Origin of the sequence: Corynebacterium sp. AOP12-C2-36, from assembly GCF_052379185.1 — a bacterium.
Lineage (GTDB): Bacteria > Actinomycetota > Actinomycetes > Mycobacteriales > Mycobacteriaceae > Corynebacterium.
This window is the reverse complement of record NZ_JBQSYJ010000001.1, coordinates 130348-145848: the sequence shown is the minus strand read 5'-3', so window position 1 is coordinate 145848 and position 15501 is coordinate 130348. Positions and strand designations below refer to the sequence as shown.

The following is a 15501-nucleotide window of genomic DNA, read 5'->3' as shown; positions in this document are numbered from 1 at the left end:
AGGGGCCTGCCTGCAGGGTCTGTGTGCGGGGTGAGCGGCGGGGTCACTGGCGGGGGAACCCGCGGCGGGGCGGAAGTTCACCGCGCGCGGCGGATGTGCAAGAATGGAGGCGATAATTCGGCAGGTGACCACTGCCGTCCTAGTTCAGGAGGATATCGACGTGGCCGATCACGCAAATCATGGCACGAAGGTGGCAGTGTACAACGGCGTCTCCACCGAGGATGAGCCGTCCGCAGCCTGGGGCTGGCACCAGTTCCCCCGGAAGACGACGATCGTCGTCGGCTACCTCGGTGGCCTGTCCATGTTCGGCATGCTGTTCGGTAACCACCCCGGCCACGTCGAGAACATCTGGCTCGTCTGCATCGGCGTGCTGCTGATCGTGGGCACCACGCTCTACGCACGCCACTCCTCGCCGAACTGGAAGCCGAAGCCCGCGCGCGCCACGGTGACCTCGCACAACAAGCCGGCCGGCCACCAGGAGCCCGACTGGGCCGCCGACCAGCGCAACCTCACCGGCGTCTACGCCAACATGACGACCGCCGAGCTGCGTTCCTGGAACCTGCCGGGTGTCGGCTCCGACGGTGTCGAGAGCATCGAGACCCCGAAGCACGTGCTGCACCACTAGGGTCCGCACAGGGTCCGCACGGAGAAAGCCCCCTTCCCTCCCCAGTCACCTGGGTCGGGGCGGGGGCTTTTCTTTGTCCCCACCTGCCCTGGGGCAGGCGGACAACAGCAAGGAGCCTAGCGCTCCTCGGCGGCGAGCTGGCCGCAGGCTGCGGCGATCTCCTGGCCGCGGGTGTCGCGCACCGTGCAGGCCACGCCCTGGGCCGCGACCCGGCGGACGAACTCGTCCTGCACGGGCTTCGGCGAGGCGTCCCACTTCGAACCCGGGGTGGGGTTCAGCGGGATCAGGTTGACGTGCACCTGGTTGCCCAGCGCGCCGCGCAGCTTCTTGCCGAGCAGGTCGGCACGCCACGGGTGGTCGTTGATGTCGCGGATCAGCGCGTACTCGATGGACACGCGACGGCCGGACTTGTCGGCGTAGTAACGCGCGGCATCGAGGACCTCGTCCACCGACCACCGGTTGTTGACGGGCACGAGGGTGTCGCGCAGTTCATCGTCCGGGCAGTGCAGGCTCACGGCCAGGCGCATGTGCATGCCCTCGTCGGCGAGCTTGCGGATCGCCGGGGCCAGGCCCACGGTCGACACCGTCACGTTGCGCGCGGAGATGCCGAAGCCCTCCGGTGCCGGCGCGGTGATCCGACGGATCGCCTTGACCACGCGCTTGTAGTTGGCGAGCGGCTCGCCCATGCCCATGAAGACGATGTTGGACAGACGACCCTCGCCGCCCTCGACCTCACCGTCGCGCATGGACTTCGCCGCGGCGCGGACCTGCTCGACGATCTCGGCGGTCGACAGGTTGCGGTCCAGCCCGCCCTGGCCGGTGGCGCAGAACGGGCAGGCCATGCCGCAACCGGCCTGCGAGGAGATGCACAGCGTCGCGCGGTCGGGGTAGCGCATCAGGACGGACTCGAGCATGGTCGCGTCGTGCAACTTCCAGAGCGTCTTGCGCGTCTGGCCCTCGTCACAGGAGATGTTGCGGACCGACTCCATCAACGTGGGGAACAGGGCGTCCTTCACGGTGGTGCGCAGACCTTCGGGCAGGTCGGTCATCTGGGAGGGCTCGCCCTCGAGACGTCCGTAGTACTGCTTGGCGATCTGGTTGGCACGGAAGCCGGGAAGTCCGGCGTCGGTGACCGCGGCCTTGACCTCGTCGTCGGTGAGGTCGGCCAGGTGGGTGGGTGGCATGCCCCTGGTGGGGGCACGGAACTGCAGTTGAACCGGTGTAGTCATGGTGTCGGCAATTATTGCACGTCGTGGGAGGTGGGGGCACATCGTGCAATACCACTACACTTGGCGGCATGGCTAAGAGACCAGAGAATGAACGCTCAGACGACCTGACCGTCCCGACCACCGACACCGCCGAGCTGCCCGACGCCGGCGGCTTCGCCGACACGTCCGACGCCGCATCCACCGAGGTGGAGACGTCGGAGGCCCCCGCCCCGGAGGGCACCGCCGCCGACTCGTCGGCGAAGCCCTCCGTCGCCGGCTCGATCGCCGGGTCCACGTGGGTGGGCCTGAGCGTCGGCGCGGTGATCCTGATCCTGCTGCTGATCTTCATCCTGCAGAACCAGGACTCCGTGCAGCTGAAGATGTTCGTCTGGGAGTGGAACTTCCCCATCGGTGTGGGGATGCTCATCGCCGCCATCGCCGGCGCCCTGGTGATGTCGTGCGTGGGCGCGGTGCGCATCCTGCAGCTGCGCCGTCAAATCAACCACCCCGACAACGGCGGCAAGAAGAAGCGCAAATAGCGTGACCTGCGGGCTGGCCGACCGGGGTCAGCCCGCGACGGCGGTCATCACGATCCACGTGAGCATCGCCGCCGGCAGCATGCCGTCCAATCGGTCCATGATGCCGCCGTGGCCGGGGATCATCGCCGACATGTCCTTGATCTTCAGGTCGCGCTTGAACTGCGACTCGACCAGGTCGCCGACGGTGGCGCACACCGCCAGCCCGGCGCCCAGCGATATGCCGAGCACGTAGTGCATCGGCTCACGCAGGTCGAGCAGGAACAGCACCGACAGCATGCCGATGACGGCGGCGAACACCACCGAGCCGATGAAACCCTCCCAGGACTTCTTCGGGCTGATCGCCGGCACCATGGGGTGGCTGCCGAAGAACACGCCGGAGGCGTAACCGCCGACGTCCGAGGCGATGACGCACAGCATGAAGGTGAGCACCAGGCTCCACCACGGCACGTCACGGTAGGTCAGCTGCGAGAGCATGCCGGCGAAGGCACCGCACATCGGGATCCACACCAGCACGAACAGTGAGATGCCGATGTCGCGCAACCAGTTCGTCGGAGGCGACGTCCTGCCGTTGTGGAACAGGCGGGCGACCACGGCCGCGACGGCCGTCAACGCGAACGCGGAGACCAGCCCCGTGGTCCCGTAGGGCCACGACAACCAGATCATCGCCTGCCCGCCGATGAGCAGCACCGGCAGGTTCAGCGAGTACCCGTTCTCCTTGAGGCGCGAGTGCACTTCGTAGGTCGCCAGCCCCATCGCCGCGGCGACCAGGGGGTACCACACGTAAGGGATCGCGAGGCCGGCGACGACCAGCAGGCCGAGGACCAGCGCGCTGGTGATGGCGACCGGGAGGTTGCGTCCGGCGGAGTTCTTCGGCTGCGGCAGGCGGTAGCCGTCGCGTCCAGTGCTCTTACCTGCCCTATCTGCGCTATCTGCGCTGCCTGCGTTCGCAGGGTTCCCGGTGTTCACGGCGTCGCCTGTCCCTGATGGTTGTCCAGCAGTCACTAGACCTCCATCAACTCCTTCTCCTTGGACTCAACGACCGCATCGACCTGGCCGGTGTACTGGTGCGTGACCTTGTCCAGCTCCTTCTCCGCGGCCTTGACCTCGTCCTCGCCGGCGTCGCCGTCCTTCTGGATCTTCGCCAACGCGTCCATGCCCTTACGGCGGATGTTACGGATCGCGATCTTGGCGTCCTCCCCCTTGGACTTGGCGACCTTCACCAGCTGCTGACGACGCTCCTCGGTCAGCTGCGGGACGGTGACACGCAGGACGTGCCCGTCGTTGGTGGGGTTGACGCCCAGGTCCGAGTTGCGGATCGCGTTCTCGATCTCCTGCATGGCCGACTGCTCGTACGGCTTGATGATCAGCATGCGCGGTTCCGGCACGCTGATGGTGGCCATCTGGGTGATCGGGGTGCGAACACCGTAGTACTCGCCGAACACGCCGTTGAACATCGCGGGGTTCGCGCGGCCGGTCCGGATGGTCATCAGGTCCTCGCGGACGTGCTCCACCGAGCGGCTCATGTAGTCCTCGGACTCGAGCAGGGTGTCGTCAATCATTGCTGTCCTCTTGTCGCAGATAAATCAGTTGCGGGCAGGTCTTGCCGTTCCAGTGACGAATCTACCAGTCACCGGCACGGAGTTTCCCGGAAGTTCACCGACGGGGGCGTCCTGCGCCTCCCCGCCGGTGGCGGGTTTTCGGGTACGGCCGTGAAGGTACGACCGTTCAGGTACGGCCCGTTCAGGACGCCGGGGTGGCGACCAGGGTGCCGATCTGCTCCCCCGCCACGGCGCGTGCGATGTTGCCGTCCGTCAGGAGGTTGAACACGAGCATCGGCATGTTGTTGTCCATGCAGAGGCTGAAGGCGGTGGCGTCGGCGACCTTGAGGCCACGCTCGATGACCTCACGGTGGGTGATCTCGTCGAAGAGCTCGGCCTCCGGGTTGGTGCGCGGGTCGTCGCTGTAGACGCCGTCGACGCCCTTGGCCATCAGCAGCACCTCGCAGCCGATCTCCAGGGCACGCTGTGCGGCGGTGGTGTCGGTGGAGAAGTAGGGCATGCCCATGCCCGCACCGAAGATGACCACGCGGCCCTTCTCCAGGTGCCGGTCGGCGCGCAGCGGGAGGTAGGGCTCGGAGACCTGCGCCATGTTGATGGCGGTCTGCACACGCGAGTCGATGCCCTGCTGCTCCAGGAAGTCCTGCAGCGCCAGGCAGTTCATCACGGTGCCGAGCATGCCCATGTAGTCCGAGCGGGCGCGGTCCAGGCCGCGCTGCTGCAGCTCGGCGCCTCGGAAGAAGTTCCCGCCGCCGATGACCACGGCGACCTCGGCGCCCGTGGCGGCGACCTCGGCGATCTGGCGTGCCACGTTCTCCACGACGTCGGGGTCGATGCCGACCTTGCCGCCGCCGAACATCTCACCGCCGAGCTTCAGCATGACCCTCTTGTAACCGGACGGGGTGTTCGTGTCGCTTGCGGGGTTCGCTGTGCTTGCAGTGCTCTCGGCCACCGTGGGATCTCCTTGGGGGTGTTGGTGCGTGTGTGTCCGATTGATCATCCTAGCGTGCCGGCCGGTCCCCCACAGCACCGACAGCACCGAACCCGCCGTCCCCGGGCAGAGCCGGGGGCGGCGGGTTCAGGTGGTGCTGCAGTCCTGCGGCAGCTCGCGCTGCGCAAGCGGGTGACCGGGGGTACTAGCCCTGGCCGACCTCGAAGCGCACGAAACCGGTCAGCGTGACGCCGGCCTCGTCCATGACCTGCTTGACGGTCTTCTTGGACTCGGTGACGGACGGCTGGTCCAGCAGGCAGGCATCCTTGAAGTAGCCCTTGAGGCGACCCTCGATGATGTTCGGCAGGGCCTTCTCCGGCTTGCCTTCCTCGCGTGCGGTCGCCTCGGCGATCTCGCGCTCCTTGGCGACGGTCTCCTCCGGGACGTCGTCGCTGGAGAGGTAGGTGGCCTTCAGCGCGGCGACCTGCATGGCGGCGGCCTTGGCCGCACCCTCGTCGTCACCGGTGTAGGCGACGAGCACGCCGACTGCCGGGGGCAGGTCGGACGAACGGTGGTGCAGGTAGACGGCGACCTTGTCGCCCTCGATGGTGACGGCGCGACGCAGCTCGAGCTTCTCGCCGATCTTGGCGGAGAGCTCCTTGATCACGGTGTCGGCGGACTTGCCGTCGACGTCGACCTCGGCCAGGGTCTCCGGGCTGTTCGCCTTGGCTGCGGCAGCGGCCTCGGCGATGCGGTTGGAGATCTCGATGAACTCGGAGTTCTTCGCGACGAAGTCGGTCTCGGAGTTGATCTCGACCATGGTGTTGCCGGACACTGCGATCAGGCCCTCGGCCGCGGTGCGCTCGGCGCGCTTGCCCACGTCCTTGGCGCCCTTGATGCGCAGGATCTCGACTGCCTTGTCGAAGTTGCCTTCGGACTCCTCGAGGGCCTTCTTGCAGGCCATCATGCCGGAGCCGGTGAGCTCGCGGAGCTTCTTGACTTCAGCAGCGGTGTAGTTCGCCATGTGAGGCGATCCTCCTTCAGATGGTGGAAGTGAAAAGTACAGACGTAGAGAGAATTTCTCCGGTGAGAACTACTCTGCAGACTCGGCTGCGGGGGTCTCCGCGGCAGCGGCCTCGGGAGCCTCTGCGGCCTCCGGAGCCTCGGACTGTTCGGTCTTCTCGGTCTTCTCAGCCTTCTCGGCGGGGGCCTTCTCGGCGTCGCCTGCGGACTCCTTGGCGGCGGCGGCCTGGCGCTCGGCGCGGGCCGTGCGTCCTGCCTCGACGGCGGAGGAGATCACGGAGGTCAGCACCGTGGTGGCGCGGATGGCGTCGTCGTTGCCCGGGATCGGGAAGTTGACGTCGTCCGGGTCACAGTTGGTGTCGAGGATGGCGACGACCGGGATGTTGAGCTTCTTCGCCTCGGAGACGGCGATGTGCTCCTTGTTGGTGTCCACGATCCACAGTGCGGAGGGGATCTTGGACATGTCGGAGATGCCGCCCAGGACGCGCTCGAGCTTGTTCCGCTCGCGGGTCAGCATCAGCACCTCCTTCTTGGTGCGGCCCTTGTAGCCGTCCTCGGCAGCCTCCATTGCCTGGAGCTCCTTGAGACGGTGCAGACGCTTGGCGACGGTCTGGAAGTTCGTGAGCATGCCGCCGAGCCAACGGTGGTTGACGTAGGGCATGCCGACGCGCTCGGCCTCGGAGGCGATGGCCTCCTGGGCCTGCTTCTTGGTGCCGACGTAGAGGACGTTGCCGCCGTGGGCAACGGTCTCCTTGACGAACTCGTAGGCCTCGTCGATGAAGGTCAGAGTCTGCTGCAGGTCGATGATGTAGATGCCGTTACGGTCGGTGAAGATGAAACGCTTCATCTTCGGGTTCCAACGACGGGTCTGGTGACCGAAGTGGACGCCGGCGTCCAGCAGTTCGCGCATGGTGACAACAGCCATGATATTTCAGGGGAGTTCGCTGGTCAGGGACTTTTCCCTGACTGCCGCTCCCCTTCCTCGCTTTCAAAAGTTCAGGTTGACGGTTCTTGTACGGCCGACTTGCCGACGGGGTTTCTCCGTCGATTCACCGGTCGTCCTGGCAGGCATCCCCGGGTTGTCCCCGCCCAGATAACCCCGCTTGAGTCAGCGGGGACCGTTGGCGGACGGGCCACAATGTTCGGATCACGCGATACCTACGCGATGTCAGCACACCCACCCGACCAGGTGCTGATCGGACCGCTCCCGCCGCTCCCACCACAGATCGCGTGTGACTGTGGCCGTCGCGGGGACCGCATTCGGCAACCGGTGGAAGACCACCAGCTGAGCGCCGCACCAGACTGGCGGGCATACTGCAGTTGATGAATCTACCCTGAACCTGAGCTTCCCACAACTCCACGTGCCCGCCCTGTGCACCGGCTCCGCCGCCGGTCACCCGCGGTACCGGAGTTGTCCACATTTCCGGTTCGACCCGGCTTTTCACACCTCTCCCACCGGTAACATCAGCGCCCATGACGGGGACATCACGGCGGGGGCCGTACCGGACGATCGCAGCCACTCTCATCGCGGCGGTGCTGGCCACGGGCGTGAGTGCCGCCCAGCCACGGGGGCAGGGACAGGCACAGGTGCAGGGGCTGCAGTACGTGCAGGACGCTGCGGGCGCTGCGGGCGTTGCAGGCACGGGCGATGCCGACCGCGTGGGGACGCACCGGCGTCCGGTGCCCGGGGCCGTGCTGCGTGGCGCCGACATCCCGGAGCAGAACTGGTTGCCGGGTCACCGCGGGGTGGACCTGGCGGCCGCCCCGGGGGACGTGGTGTCGGCGAGTAGCGCGGGGACCGTGCACTTCGCCGGCGTCGTCGCCGGGACCCCGCTGGTCTCCGTGGACCACGGGGACGGACTGCGCACCACCTACGAGCCGGTCATCGCCTCGGTCTCCACCGGCGACACCGTGCACGCCGGCCAACGCATCGGGGTGCTGGCGGACGCCGCGTCCCTGCCCTCCACCGCCCGACGCGGGGAGGGACTGTCCTGGGGCGCGCGGGTGGAGGCGCCTGACGGAGGTTCCGCCGTGCGCTACATCGACCCGATGAGCCTGCTGGGTGTGGTCCACGTCCGGCTGTGGTCCTGACCCCGGCCCGGCCGACTCAGTCGTTGTAGCCGGAGCGTGGATGTGCCTGCCGGTACACCTGACGCAGCCGCTCGGTGCCGACGTGGGTGTAGATCTGCGTGGTCTGCATCGAGGCGTGTCCGAGAAACTCCTGGACGACCCTCAGGTCCGCGCCTCCCTCGAGCACTGCGGTGGCGCTGGAGTGGCGCAGTCCGTGCGGGGTGACCCCGGGCGTGCCGGCGGCCTCGGCCGCGGCGTGGACGACCTCGCGCACACGACGCTGGTCGATGCGTCCACCACGGCTGCCGAGGAACAGCGCCGAGGTCGCCGGACGCTTCGGCCCACGTCGGGCGGCGAGGTCCCCGCGCACCTCCAGCCAGGCGTCCAACGCCGTGCGTGCCGCGGTGCCGAAGGGCACCACACGGGTCTTAGCTCCCTTGCCGGTGACACGCAGATCACGGTCGCCGAGGTCGGCGAGGTCGGCCCCGCAGAGCTCGGCGACGCGGATGCCGCTGGCGTAGAGAAGTTCGAGCATCGCCCAGTCACGCACCCTCAGGGCGTGGGCGTGCGCGTCGGGGGCGTCCTGCGTGCCGTCTTGAATCTGTCCCTGTGCCAGTCGCTGGGCCCGTTCGAGCAGTGTGCCGGCCTGGTCGTTGGACAGCACCCGCGGCAGATGGCGTTGCGGCGGCGGGGCCTGCAGGGCCGAGACCGGGTTCCCGGGCAGCCGGCCGGTGTGGCTGAGCCACCCGCCGAAACCACGCATGGCGGAGACAAGCCGGGCCACCGTCGCCCGCGAAGCCCCGGCCTCCAAAGCCCAGTCCAGGACGTCGCGGCCACGTTCCAGGGTGAACTCCTCGACGCTCCCGAGCCCCTCGCACGCCGAGTAGAGGTCCCGGCCGTAGGCACGCACCGTGTTCGGCGAACGCCCCTTCACCAGCTCCAGGTACTCCAGGTACCCCCCGATGGCCTCCTCCACGGGGCCCGGGGTCCCGCCGACACCGTGGATGTGACCGTCACTGCTCATGGTTCACGATCCTAGCCCGGCGCGCTCCCATGGTGAGTCTCGTCCACCTTGTTCTCCTGCACCGCGTTCTTCTTCACAGGGCTCTCGTCGACCGTCTTGATCCACCGGTTGCCTGAACGCACCACGAGGCTCATCCTCTCCAGCTCGGTGATGGTGCGCACCACCGCCGCCATCAGCATCGACGTCTCGGCGCTGATGTGCTCGGTGTCGCCGAGGCCGTCGGAGGCGACCCCGCAGGAGTCGTACACCCGCAGCTGCTCCGCACTGAGCCGCTGGACCGGGCTGGCCCCGAACTCGAGGGCGAGCTGCAGTTCGGTGTCCACGCTGCCCACCGGTTCCACCACCTCGCGCACGTCCGCCGCCCGGGTGATCAGGATGCCCGCGCCGTCGCGGATGCGCTTGTGGCAGCCGATGTAGTCGGCGGAGTCCACCGGGCCGGGCAGCACCATCACCGGCCGGTACATGCTGTCCGCCCAGTTCGCCGTGTTCACCGCCCCGGAACGGTAGCCGGCGGCCAACAGGACGGTGCCCTGCGACATCGCGGCGACCAGCCGGTTGCGGGTGAGGAAGCGGTGGCGGGCGGCACGCTGGTGCGGCGGGTACTCAGAGACCACGAGGCCTCGTCGGGTCGCCGCGTGGAACAGTCCCTCGTTCGTGCGTGGGTACACCTCGCCGGGGCCGGTCGCGGTGACGACCACGGTCCGTCCTGCGGCACTGAGCGCCCCGGAGTGCGCGGCGGTGTCGATCCCCAACGCCCCACCGGAGACCACCGTGTACCCGGCGTTGGCCAGTTCACTGGCCATGGCGTGGGTGGTGCGGTTGCCGTAGGCCGTCGACGACCGCGTCCCCACCATCGCCACGCTGCGCTCCACCGCCTCGTCCAGCCGGGCGGTGCCGGTGGCCCACAGCGCGAAGGGCTGGGTCGCCTGCCCACGGATACCGTCGACGACGGTGTCTGGGCCGATGTTCATGAATGAGCTGGCGAAACGTTCCGCGGGCCACTCTGGTGAGTCCGGGGTGATCAGCCGCCAGCCCTGCTCACGGGCGAAGGACAGGTCGAGCGACTCGTCCACGTCCGCCCTGCGCCGGGTGCTCTGCAGCAGCGCCTCCGGCAACGCCGAGTCACGACGCCGGATCATGCCGGCCGCCCGCTCCACGTCCGCCGGCGCACCGGTGTCGACGCTGGCCGCCGCGCCGTCGTCGACGCCGTCCGGCCACAACAGTTCCAGCAGTTCCATCTGGGAGGCCTCCACCACCCGCCGCAGGTACATCCACGCCCGCATCCGTACGCTGCCGTGGTCCTCGGCCGTACTCCCCGTACGTCCTGCTCCGCTCATGCCAGTCCCCCTCGTTCCCGTCATGTCCCTCATGCCCGTCGTTTCCGTCATCTCAGTCCCACCGCTCATCCCTTGCTCCAGTTCCCGCCCCCGCTGCCGCCGTCCCCGGCGATGTCCACGCAACCGGTGAACAGCTCGAGCGCGTCCATGACCTCGCCCATCCCGGGCCGGCCACCACCGGCCAGGTCCGTCATCGTCCAGGCCACCCGCAACGTACGGTCCACCCCACGCTGGGAGACCACGCCGGTACGCAGCTTCTCCTGCAGCATCACCATGCCCGCGTCGTCCGCGGAGTGGTGACGCCGCAACGCCGGACCCGGTGCGGCGGCATTCGACCGCCACGTCCGCCAACGGTGCACCGCCCGGTCGCGCGCCTCGACCACCCGCTCGCGCACCTGCGCGCTGGACTCCGGGAGCTGAGTGCCCGCTGTTCCCGCGCCTGAGCCGATCAGCGACTCCCCCTGCCCGGCGCGGGTCCGCACCGCCAGGTCCACCCGGTCCAGCAACGGCCCCGACAGACGTTGCAGGTAGCGGTCACGCACACCACCGCGGCACCGGCAGTCCACCGGCTCGGCCGCCCCGCACGGGCACGGGTTCGACGCCAGCACCAGCTGGAAACGCGACGGGAAACGCACCGTACCGTGGTGACGCACGATGTCGATGTGCCCGGTCTCCATCGGGGTGCGCAGCAACTCCAGCGTCCCGGCGGACACCTCCGGCGCCTCGTCGATGAACAGCACCCCGTTGTGTGCGATGCTCACCGCCCCGGGACGGATCCGCCCGGCACCACCACCGGCCAACGCCGCACGCGTCACCGAATGGTGCGGGGCCACGAAAGGACGCTGCCCGAGCCACACCTGCTCGAGGCGCTGACGGGCCCCGGCGACCGAATGCACCGCGGCGGTCTCCAGCTGCTCGGACAGAGCCAGCGGAGGCAGGATGCCGGGCAGCCGCTCGGCCAGCATCGACTTTCCCGTCCCCGGCGGCCCGGCGAGCCACAGGTGGTGGCCGCCCGCCGCGGCGATCTCCAATCCCCGTCGGGCCTCGTCCTGCCCGCACACGTCGGCCAGGTCGGCCCCGCCCGCCGCCTCCGAACCCTGACCGGCACCGGGAACCACCGGTCCGCCGGCGTTGTCCGAGAGGCAGGACGCCAGGTCGTGGGCGGGCCCGCCGCGTATCCACGGCAGCAGCTCACCCAGGTGGGCCAGACCGACCACGTCCAGGCCGGTGGCCTGGGCAGCGCGGGCGGCCTCGGCGGCGTTGCCGACCGGTACCGCCGCGCGGCGGAAACCCGCCCCCTCGGCGGCGACGAGCATCGGCAGCACCCCGTCCACCGGACGGACCGAACCGTCCAGCCCCAGCTCACCCACCACCACCGTGGAGCGCAGCTCCTGTGACGGCACCGCGCCCTGGGCATCCAGGATCGCCAACACCATCGGCAGGTCGAAACCCGCCCCGCGTTTAGGCACCGAGGCCGGGGACAGGCTCATCACCACCCGGCTCTTCGGCCAGTCCAGGCCACTGTTGATCATCGCCGAACGCACCCGGTCACGCGCCTGGACCACCGCAGTGTCGCCCAGGCCCACGATGCTCATCCCCGGCAGCCCGCGGCTGATGTCACACTCCACGGTCACCGGGGTTCCGGTGACACCGTTGAGGGCGATGCCCTGCGCCTGGCCCACGCGCACCGGTGAGCGGTCGCTGAACGTGATCACCATCCCACGCCCTCGTAGTGGGTGATCTCGCCGGCGGTGATGTCCAGCACGTCGAAGCGCACATGCCGGGCACGGTGCTCGGGATGACGACGCAGCCACTCCGCCCCGGCGTGGCGCATCGCGGTGAGCTTGGCCGGGGTCACCGCCTCGGCACCGGTGCCGTAGCGTCCGTCCAGACGCCACTTGACCTCGACGAAGACGATCTCCGAGCCGTCACCCGAATCCGGGCCCGCGAGGATGATGTCCACCTCCCCACGGGCGGTGAAGAAGTTGCGTCCCAGCAGCCGGTAGCCGCGCTCCAGGAAGTAGGCGGCGGCAACGTCCTCCCCCGCCGCACCGACCTCGCGCAGGTTGCGTCCCGCCCGGCCGCTGCGACCTGCGGGCCCGCCCTGCTGCTTGCCTTGTCTCTGTGGCTTCGTCTCGTCCGACATACCCCAGCACTCTGGCAGGCCGCACAGACCGCGCCGGGCCCGCACGGGGCATCGTCGCAGGAACCTGTGGACAACCCGACCCCTGTGGAGGACACGTCCTCCCCGCCCCAGACTGCCAGCAGAACTAGTCGGGCATGCGCAGGTCAGGCTTGTCGAGCTCCTCGATGTTCACGTCCTTGTACGTGATCACCCGCACGTAGCGCACGAAACGGGCGGGGCGGTACATGTCCCACACCCAGGCGTCCGACATCCGTACCTCGTAGTAGACCTCACCGTTGGCGTTGCGCGGCAACAACTCCACGGCGTTGGCCAGGTAGAAACGTCGTTCGGTCTCCACCACGTAGCTGAACTGGCTGACCACGTCCCGGTACTCGCGGTACATGGACAGCTCCACGTTGGCCTCGTAGTCCTCAAGCTCCTCGGCGCTCACGGTTGCTGGTCATCTCCCTTGTCGATCGGCGGTCCTGCCTGCCACCGCCGATGTGCGGCGGCCACATTCGAATAAGTGTAACGGTGCTCGGGGGTCCCGCCGAGCAGACTCACCGAGGCCATGTGAGACGCGGTGCCGTAACCCTTGTGGCCGGCCAGCCCGTAGCCGGGGAACTCGGCGTCCATCTCGACCATCAGCCGGTCGCGCGAGACCTTCGCCAGCACACTCGCCGCCGAGATGCACCGGGCGATCAGGTCCCCCTTGACCACCGGCAGGTGCGGCCGCGGGAAGCCGTTGACCTTCATCGCGTCGGTGAGGATGTAGCCGGGGCGCACCTCCAGACACGCCACCGCCCGACGCATCCCACCCAGGTTCGCGTGCTGGATGCCCCAGGTGTCCACGTAGGACGCCGGGACATGCACAACCGCCCAGTCCTCGGCGACCTCGCGCACGATGTCGAAGTAGAGGTCGCGTTTCTTCGCCGTCAGCTTCTTGGAGTCGGTCAGCCCCTCCAGTTCCGGGAGGGGCCCCGGCGGCAGGACGCAGGCGGCGACGGTGACCGGCCCGCAGCACGCGCCGCGTCCTGCCTCGTCCACGCCGGCGACCGGCCCCAGGCCGGCCTTGTGCACGGCCCACTCCAACGTCCGGCCGTCCGGCATGGTTCGTACCGCGGACACGGTTACTGCTGGATGTCCGGCGCGTCGACGCCGCCGATGCGGTCCAGGGGCCAGATCTTCGCCGTGACCTTGCCGACGACGTCGTCGACCGGCACGGTGCCCTGGAGTTCGTCGCCGATGTGGAATCGGGAGTCACCGGAGTTCGTCCGGTTGTCGCCCATCACCCACAGGTTGCCCTCGGGCACGGTCACCGGGCCGAAGTAGGCACCCTGGCAGGCGTCCGACCCGGTCATCGGGTCAACCTTGTAGGTCATCGGCGAGCGGGTGTAGGAGTCGTCGACCTTCTTGCCGTCGACCATCACGCCGGGGTCGCCGGCCTGGCACTGCACCGTCTGGCCACCGGTGGCGATGACACGCTTGACCAGGGCGTTCTCGTCCGGGGCGAGGATGCCGATGTACGACAGCGCGGTCTGCACGCCACTGACCACGCTGTTGTCGGAGCGCTGGGAGACGTACTGGTCGTTCCAGGACTCCGGCCCGTTGAACACCACCACGTCGCCCGGCGTCGGCTCACCGCCGAAACTGTAGGACAACTTGTTGACGAATATGCGGTCGCCCACGCAGTCCTCACAACCGTGCAGCGTGGGCTCCATCGACTCCGAGGGGATCAGGTACGGACGCCCCACGAAGGAGTTGAACAGCGCCAGCAGCACCAGGGCGACGACGAGGATGATCGGGAACTCCACCCACCAGGGATAGGTCCGCTTCTTCTTCCGCTCGGACTCCTCACGGCGTGCCGCGACCTTCTCGCGCTCCGTGAGGGGACGCTCCTGCTCGTCCTGCTCGTCCCGTTCGTCCGGACGGTTCCCCCAGGTGTCGTCGGACTCCGGGGGCCGTGCGGCGTCCGGGGTCTCGAGTCCGTCGGCGTCGTCAGGGGTGTTCGGATCAGTCACGGCAACAGACGTTACCAGTTACAGTGCCCAACCCCTCCCCACCGATCGGGCCGGCCTCCGGGTCGAGCGCTACGCGCCGCCTCCCCCTCCCCAACTACCCCCGGGCGTATCGGGTTCGGCGGAGCCGCACCGCGCCGAGAATCGCCCCACGAACGTCGGCGACGAGGTCAGCCCCACCACATCCCCCGCACGGGATGCTGAAGTATCCCGAACTGTAGGCACTTTACTTAACTGTGTTTACCCATCGTTCCAAGATAAGTAGAGACATCACATATTCTTAATATCGGACCGGGGTCATCCCCGACCGTGACCGACGGCCGGATCGCGAGACCGGCGCATTGACGACCTCGCCCACACACGGGTGAGTCACCTTCTCGAGAGGACCAAGCATTATGACCGACCAGAACCAGTACGCCCAGCACCCCCAACAGCAGCCCTTCCAGCAGCCGACCCCCGAGAAGAAGCCCTTCTACAAGCGGGCGTGGTTCATCATCCTGGTGATCATCGTGGTGGTCATCGTGCTGGCCAATGCGCTCAGCGGAGGCGACGACGACGCCTCCAGCGACTCCAACGACTCGTCCACGAGCCAGGACGCCCAGGGCAACGGCGAGGGTAACGACGAGGGCACCGACGACAGCGGGGACGCTGACGGGGAGGCCGGCCCCGCCCAGGTCGGCGACACCGTCAGCACCGACAAGGCGGACATCACCGCCAGCAACCTGCGCGCGACCACCGATGCCCTGGGCAGCCAGTACCTGTGCGTCGACGTCAACTTCCAGGTCACCGGCGATGACTCGGTGAGCCTGAACGGGGCGATGGACTGGAAGCTGACCGACCCCAACGGTGTGACCCAGAGCCAGACCTTCTCCACCGAGGCGGACTACGACTCGGTCGAGGTCGGCCCCGGCGGCAGCTACGCCGGCGTCGTCTGCTTCGACGGGACCGGCGAGCCCGGCGACTACCGCCTGAACTTCGAGGAGGCCATGTCCTTCATGAACTCCGCCGAGGCGGAGTGGACCACCACCCTCTAGACGAGATACCG

The 15501-nt window shown here is 68.4% G+C and carries 17 protein-coding genes; 4 read left to right on the top strand and 13 right to left on the bottom strand.

What is annotated here, in order from left to right; all coding sequences use genetic code 11:
• The first annotated feature begins 160 nt into the window (after window positions 1–160).
• Window positions 161–625, top strand: a complete 465-nt coding sequence (locus ACT3UN_RS00665; RefSeq protein WP_444655753.1) for a DUF2631 domain-containing protein — start codon at window positions 161–163, stop codon at window positions 623–625.
• Between the two features lie 116 nt (window positions 626–741).
• Here the strand turns inward: ACT3UN_RS00665 and rlmN are convergent, their stop codons facing one another.
• Window positions 742–1854, bottom strand: a complete 1113-nt coding sequence (rlmN, locus tag ACT3UN_RS00660) for a 23S rRNA (adenine(2503)-C(2))-methyltransferase RlmN (RefSeq protein ID WP_301443540.1) — start codon at window positions 1852–1854, stop codon at window positions 742–744.
• 68 nt (window positions 1855–1922) lie between these two features.
• On the opposite strand from rlmN, the gene ACT3UN_RS00655 reads away from it, so the two are divergent.
• Window positions 1923–2372 (top strand): LapA family protein, encoded by a 450-nt coding sequence (locus tag ACT3UN_RS00655; protein WP_301443539.1) that lies wholly within the window; start codon window positions 1923–1925, stop codon window positions 2370–2372.
• 27 nt (window positions 2373–2399) lie between these two features.
• On the opposite strand, the gene ACT3UN_RS00650 is transcribed toward ACT3UN_RS00655, so the two are convergent.
• The 5 genes from ACT3UN_RS00650 to rpsB form a co-directional block, all read right to left on the bottom strand.
• Window positions 2400–3254 (bottom strand): phosphatidate cytidylyltransferase, encoded by an 855-nt coding sequence (locus ACT3UN_RS00650; RefSeq protein WP_301443543.1) that lies wholly within the window; start codon window positions 3252–3254, stop codon window positions 2400–2402.
• A gap of 119 nt (window positions 3255–3373) precedes the next feature.
• Window positions 3374–3931 carry a ribosome recycling factor gene (frr, locus tag ACT3UN_RS00645; protein WP_301443538.1) on the bottom strand — a complete coding sequence of 186 codons (558 nt, stop codon included), beginning with the start codon at window positions 3929–3931 and terminating at the stop codon, window positions 3374–3376.
• A 181-nt stretch (window positions 3932–4112) separates the two neighbouring features.
• On the bottom strand, window positions 4113–4808 hold the full coding sequence (gene pyrH, locus ACT3UN_RS00640) for a UMP kinase (RefSeq protein ID WP_301443542.1): 696 nt from the start codon (window positions 4806–4808) through the stop codon (window positions 4113–4115).
• 256 nt (window positions 4809–5064) lie between these two features.
• Window positions 5065–5883 (bottom strand): translation elongation factor Ts, encoded by an 819-nt coding sequence (tsf, locus tag ACT3UN_RS00635; protein WP_301443537.1) that lies wholly within the window; start codon window positions 5881–5883, stop codon window positions 5065–5067.
• 69 nt (window positions 5884–5952) lie between these two features.
• Window positions 5953–6807 carry a 30S ribosomal protein S2 gene (rpsB, locus tag ACT3UN_RS00630; RefSeq protein ID WP_444614763.1) on the bottom strand — a complete coding sequence of 285 codons (855 nt, stop codon included), beginning with the start codon at window positions 6805–6807 and terminating at the stop codon, window positions 5953–5955.
• A 548-nt stretch (window positions 6808–7355) separates the two neighbouring features.
• Between rpsB and ACT3UN_RS00625 the strand changes: the two genes are divergently transcribed.
• Window positions 7356–7973 (top strand): M23 family metallopeptidase, encoded by a 618-nt coding sequence (locus ACT3UN_RS00625; protein ID WP_444655751.1) that lies wholly within the window; start codon window positions 7356–7358, stop codon window positions 7971–7973.
• Window positions 7974–7989: 16 nt separating this feature from the next.
• On the opposite strand, the gene ACT3UN_RS00620 is transcribed toward ACT3UN_RS00625, so the two are convergent.
• The 7 genes from ACT3UN_RS00620 to lepB form a co-directional block, all read right to left on the bottom strand.
• Entirely contained in the window at window positions 7990–8976 is a 987-nt protein-coding gene (locus tag ACT3UN_RS00620; RefSeq protein ID WP_301443768.1) for a tyrosine recombinase XerC, read from the bottom strand.
• Between the two features lie 11 nt (window positions 8977–8987).
• The gene (gene dprA / locus ACT3UN_RS00615) at window positions 8988–10313 is read right to left on the bottom strand and encodes a DNA-processing protein DprA (RefSeq protein WP_444655749.1); all 1326 of its coding nucleotides are present in this window, start codon (window positions 10311–10313) and stop codon (window positions 8988–8990) included.
• Between the two features lie 65 nt (window positions 10314–10378).
• Window positions 10379–12031, bottom strand: coding sequence for a YifB family Mg chelatase-like AAA ATPase (locus ACT3UN_RS00610; RefSeq protein WP_444655747.1), 1653 nt, complete (start codon window positions 12029–12031; stop codon window positions 10379–10381).
• Window positions 12025–12459, bottom strand: a complete 435-nt coding sequence (locus tag ACT3UN_RS00605; protein ID WP_301444091.1) for a YraN family protein — start codon at window positions 12457–12459, stop codon at window positions 12025–12027. The genes ACT3UN_RS00610 and ACT3UN_RS00605 overlap by 7 nt, the downstream gene beginning before the upstream one ends.
• Before the next feature lie 124 nt (window positions 12460–12583).
• Window positions 12584–12889 carry a DUF2469 domain-containing protein gene (locus ACT3UN_RS00600; protein WP_038548047.1) on the bottom strand — a complete coding sequence of 102 codons (306 nt, stop codon included), beginning with the start codon at window positions 12887–12889 and terminating at the stop codon, window positions 12584–12586.
• Window positions 12886–13548 carry a ribonuclease HII gene (locus ACT3UN_RS00595; protein WP_301444093.1) on the bottom strand — a complete coding sequence of 221 codons (663 nt, stop codon included), beginning with the start codon at window positions 13546–13548 and terminating at the stop codon, window positions 12886–12888. Before ACT3UN_RS00595 ends, ACT3UN_RS00600 begins: the two co-directional genes overlap by 4 nt.
• A 20-nt stretch (window positions 13549–13568) precedes the next feature.
• A complete protein-coding gene (lepB, locus tag ACT3UN_RS00590; protein ID WP_301444092.1) occupies window positions 13569–14459 on the bottom strand; it encodes a signal peptidase I in 891 nt (296 codons plus the stop codon).
• A 392-nt stretch (window positions 14460–14851) separates the two neighbouring features.
• Between lepB and ACT3UN_RS00585 the strand changes: the two genes are divergently transcribed.
• Window positions 14852–15490: a DUF4352 domain-containing protein gene (locus ACT3UN_RS00585; protein ID WP_301443647.1), complete on the top strand. Its 639-nt coding sequence runs from the start codon at window positions 14852–14854 to the stop codon at window positions 15488–15490.
• Window positions 15491–15501: the final 11 nt, after the last annotated feature.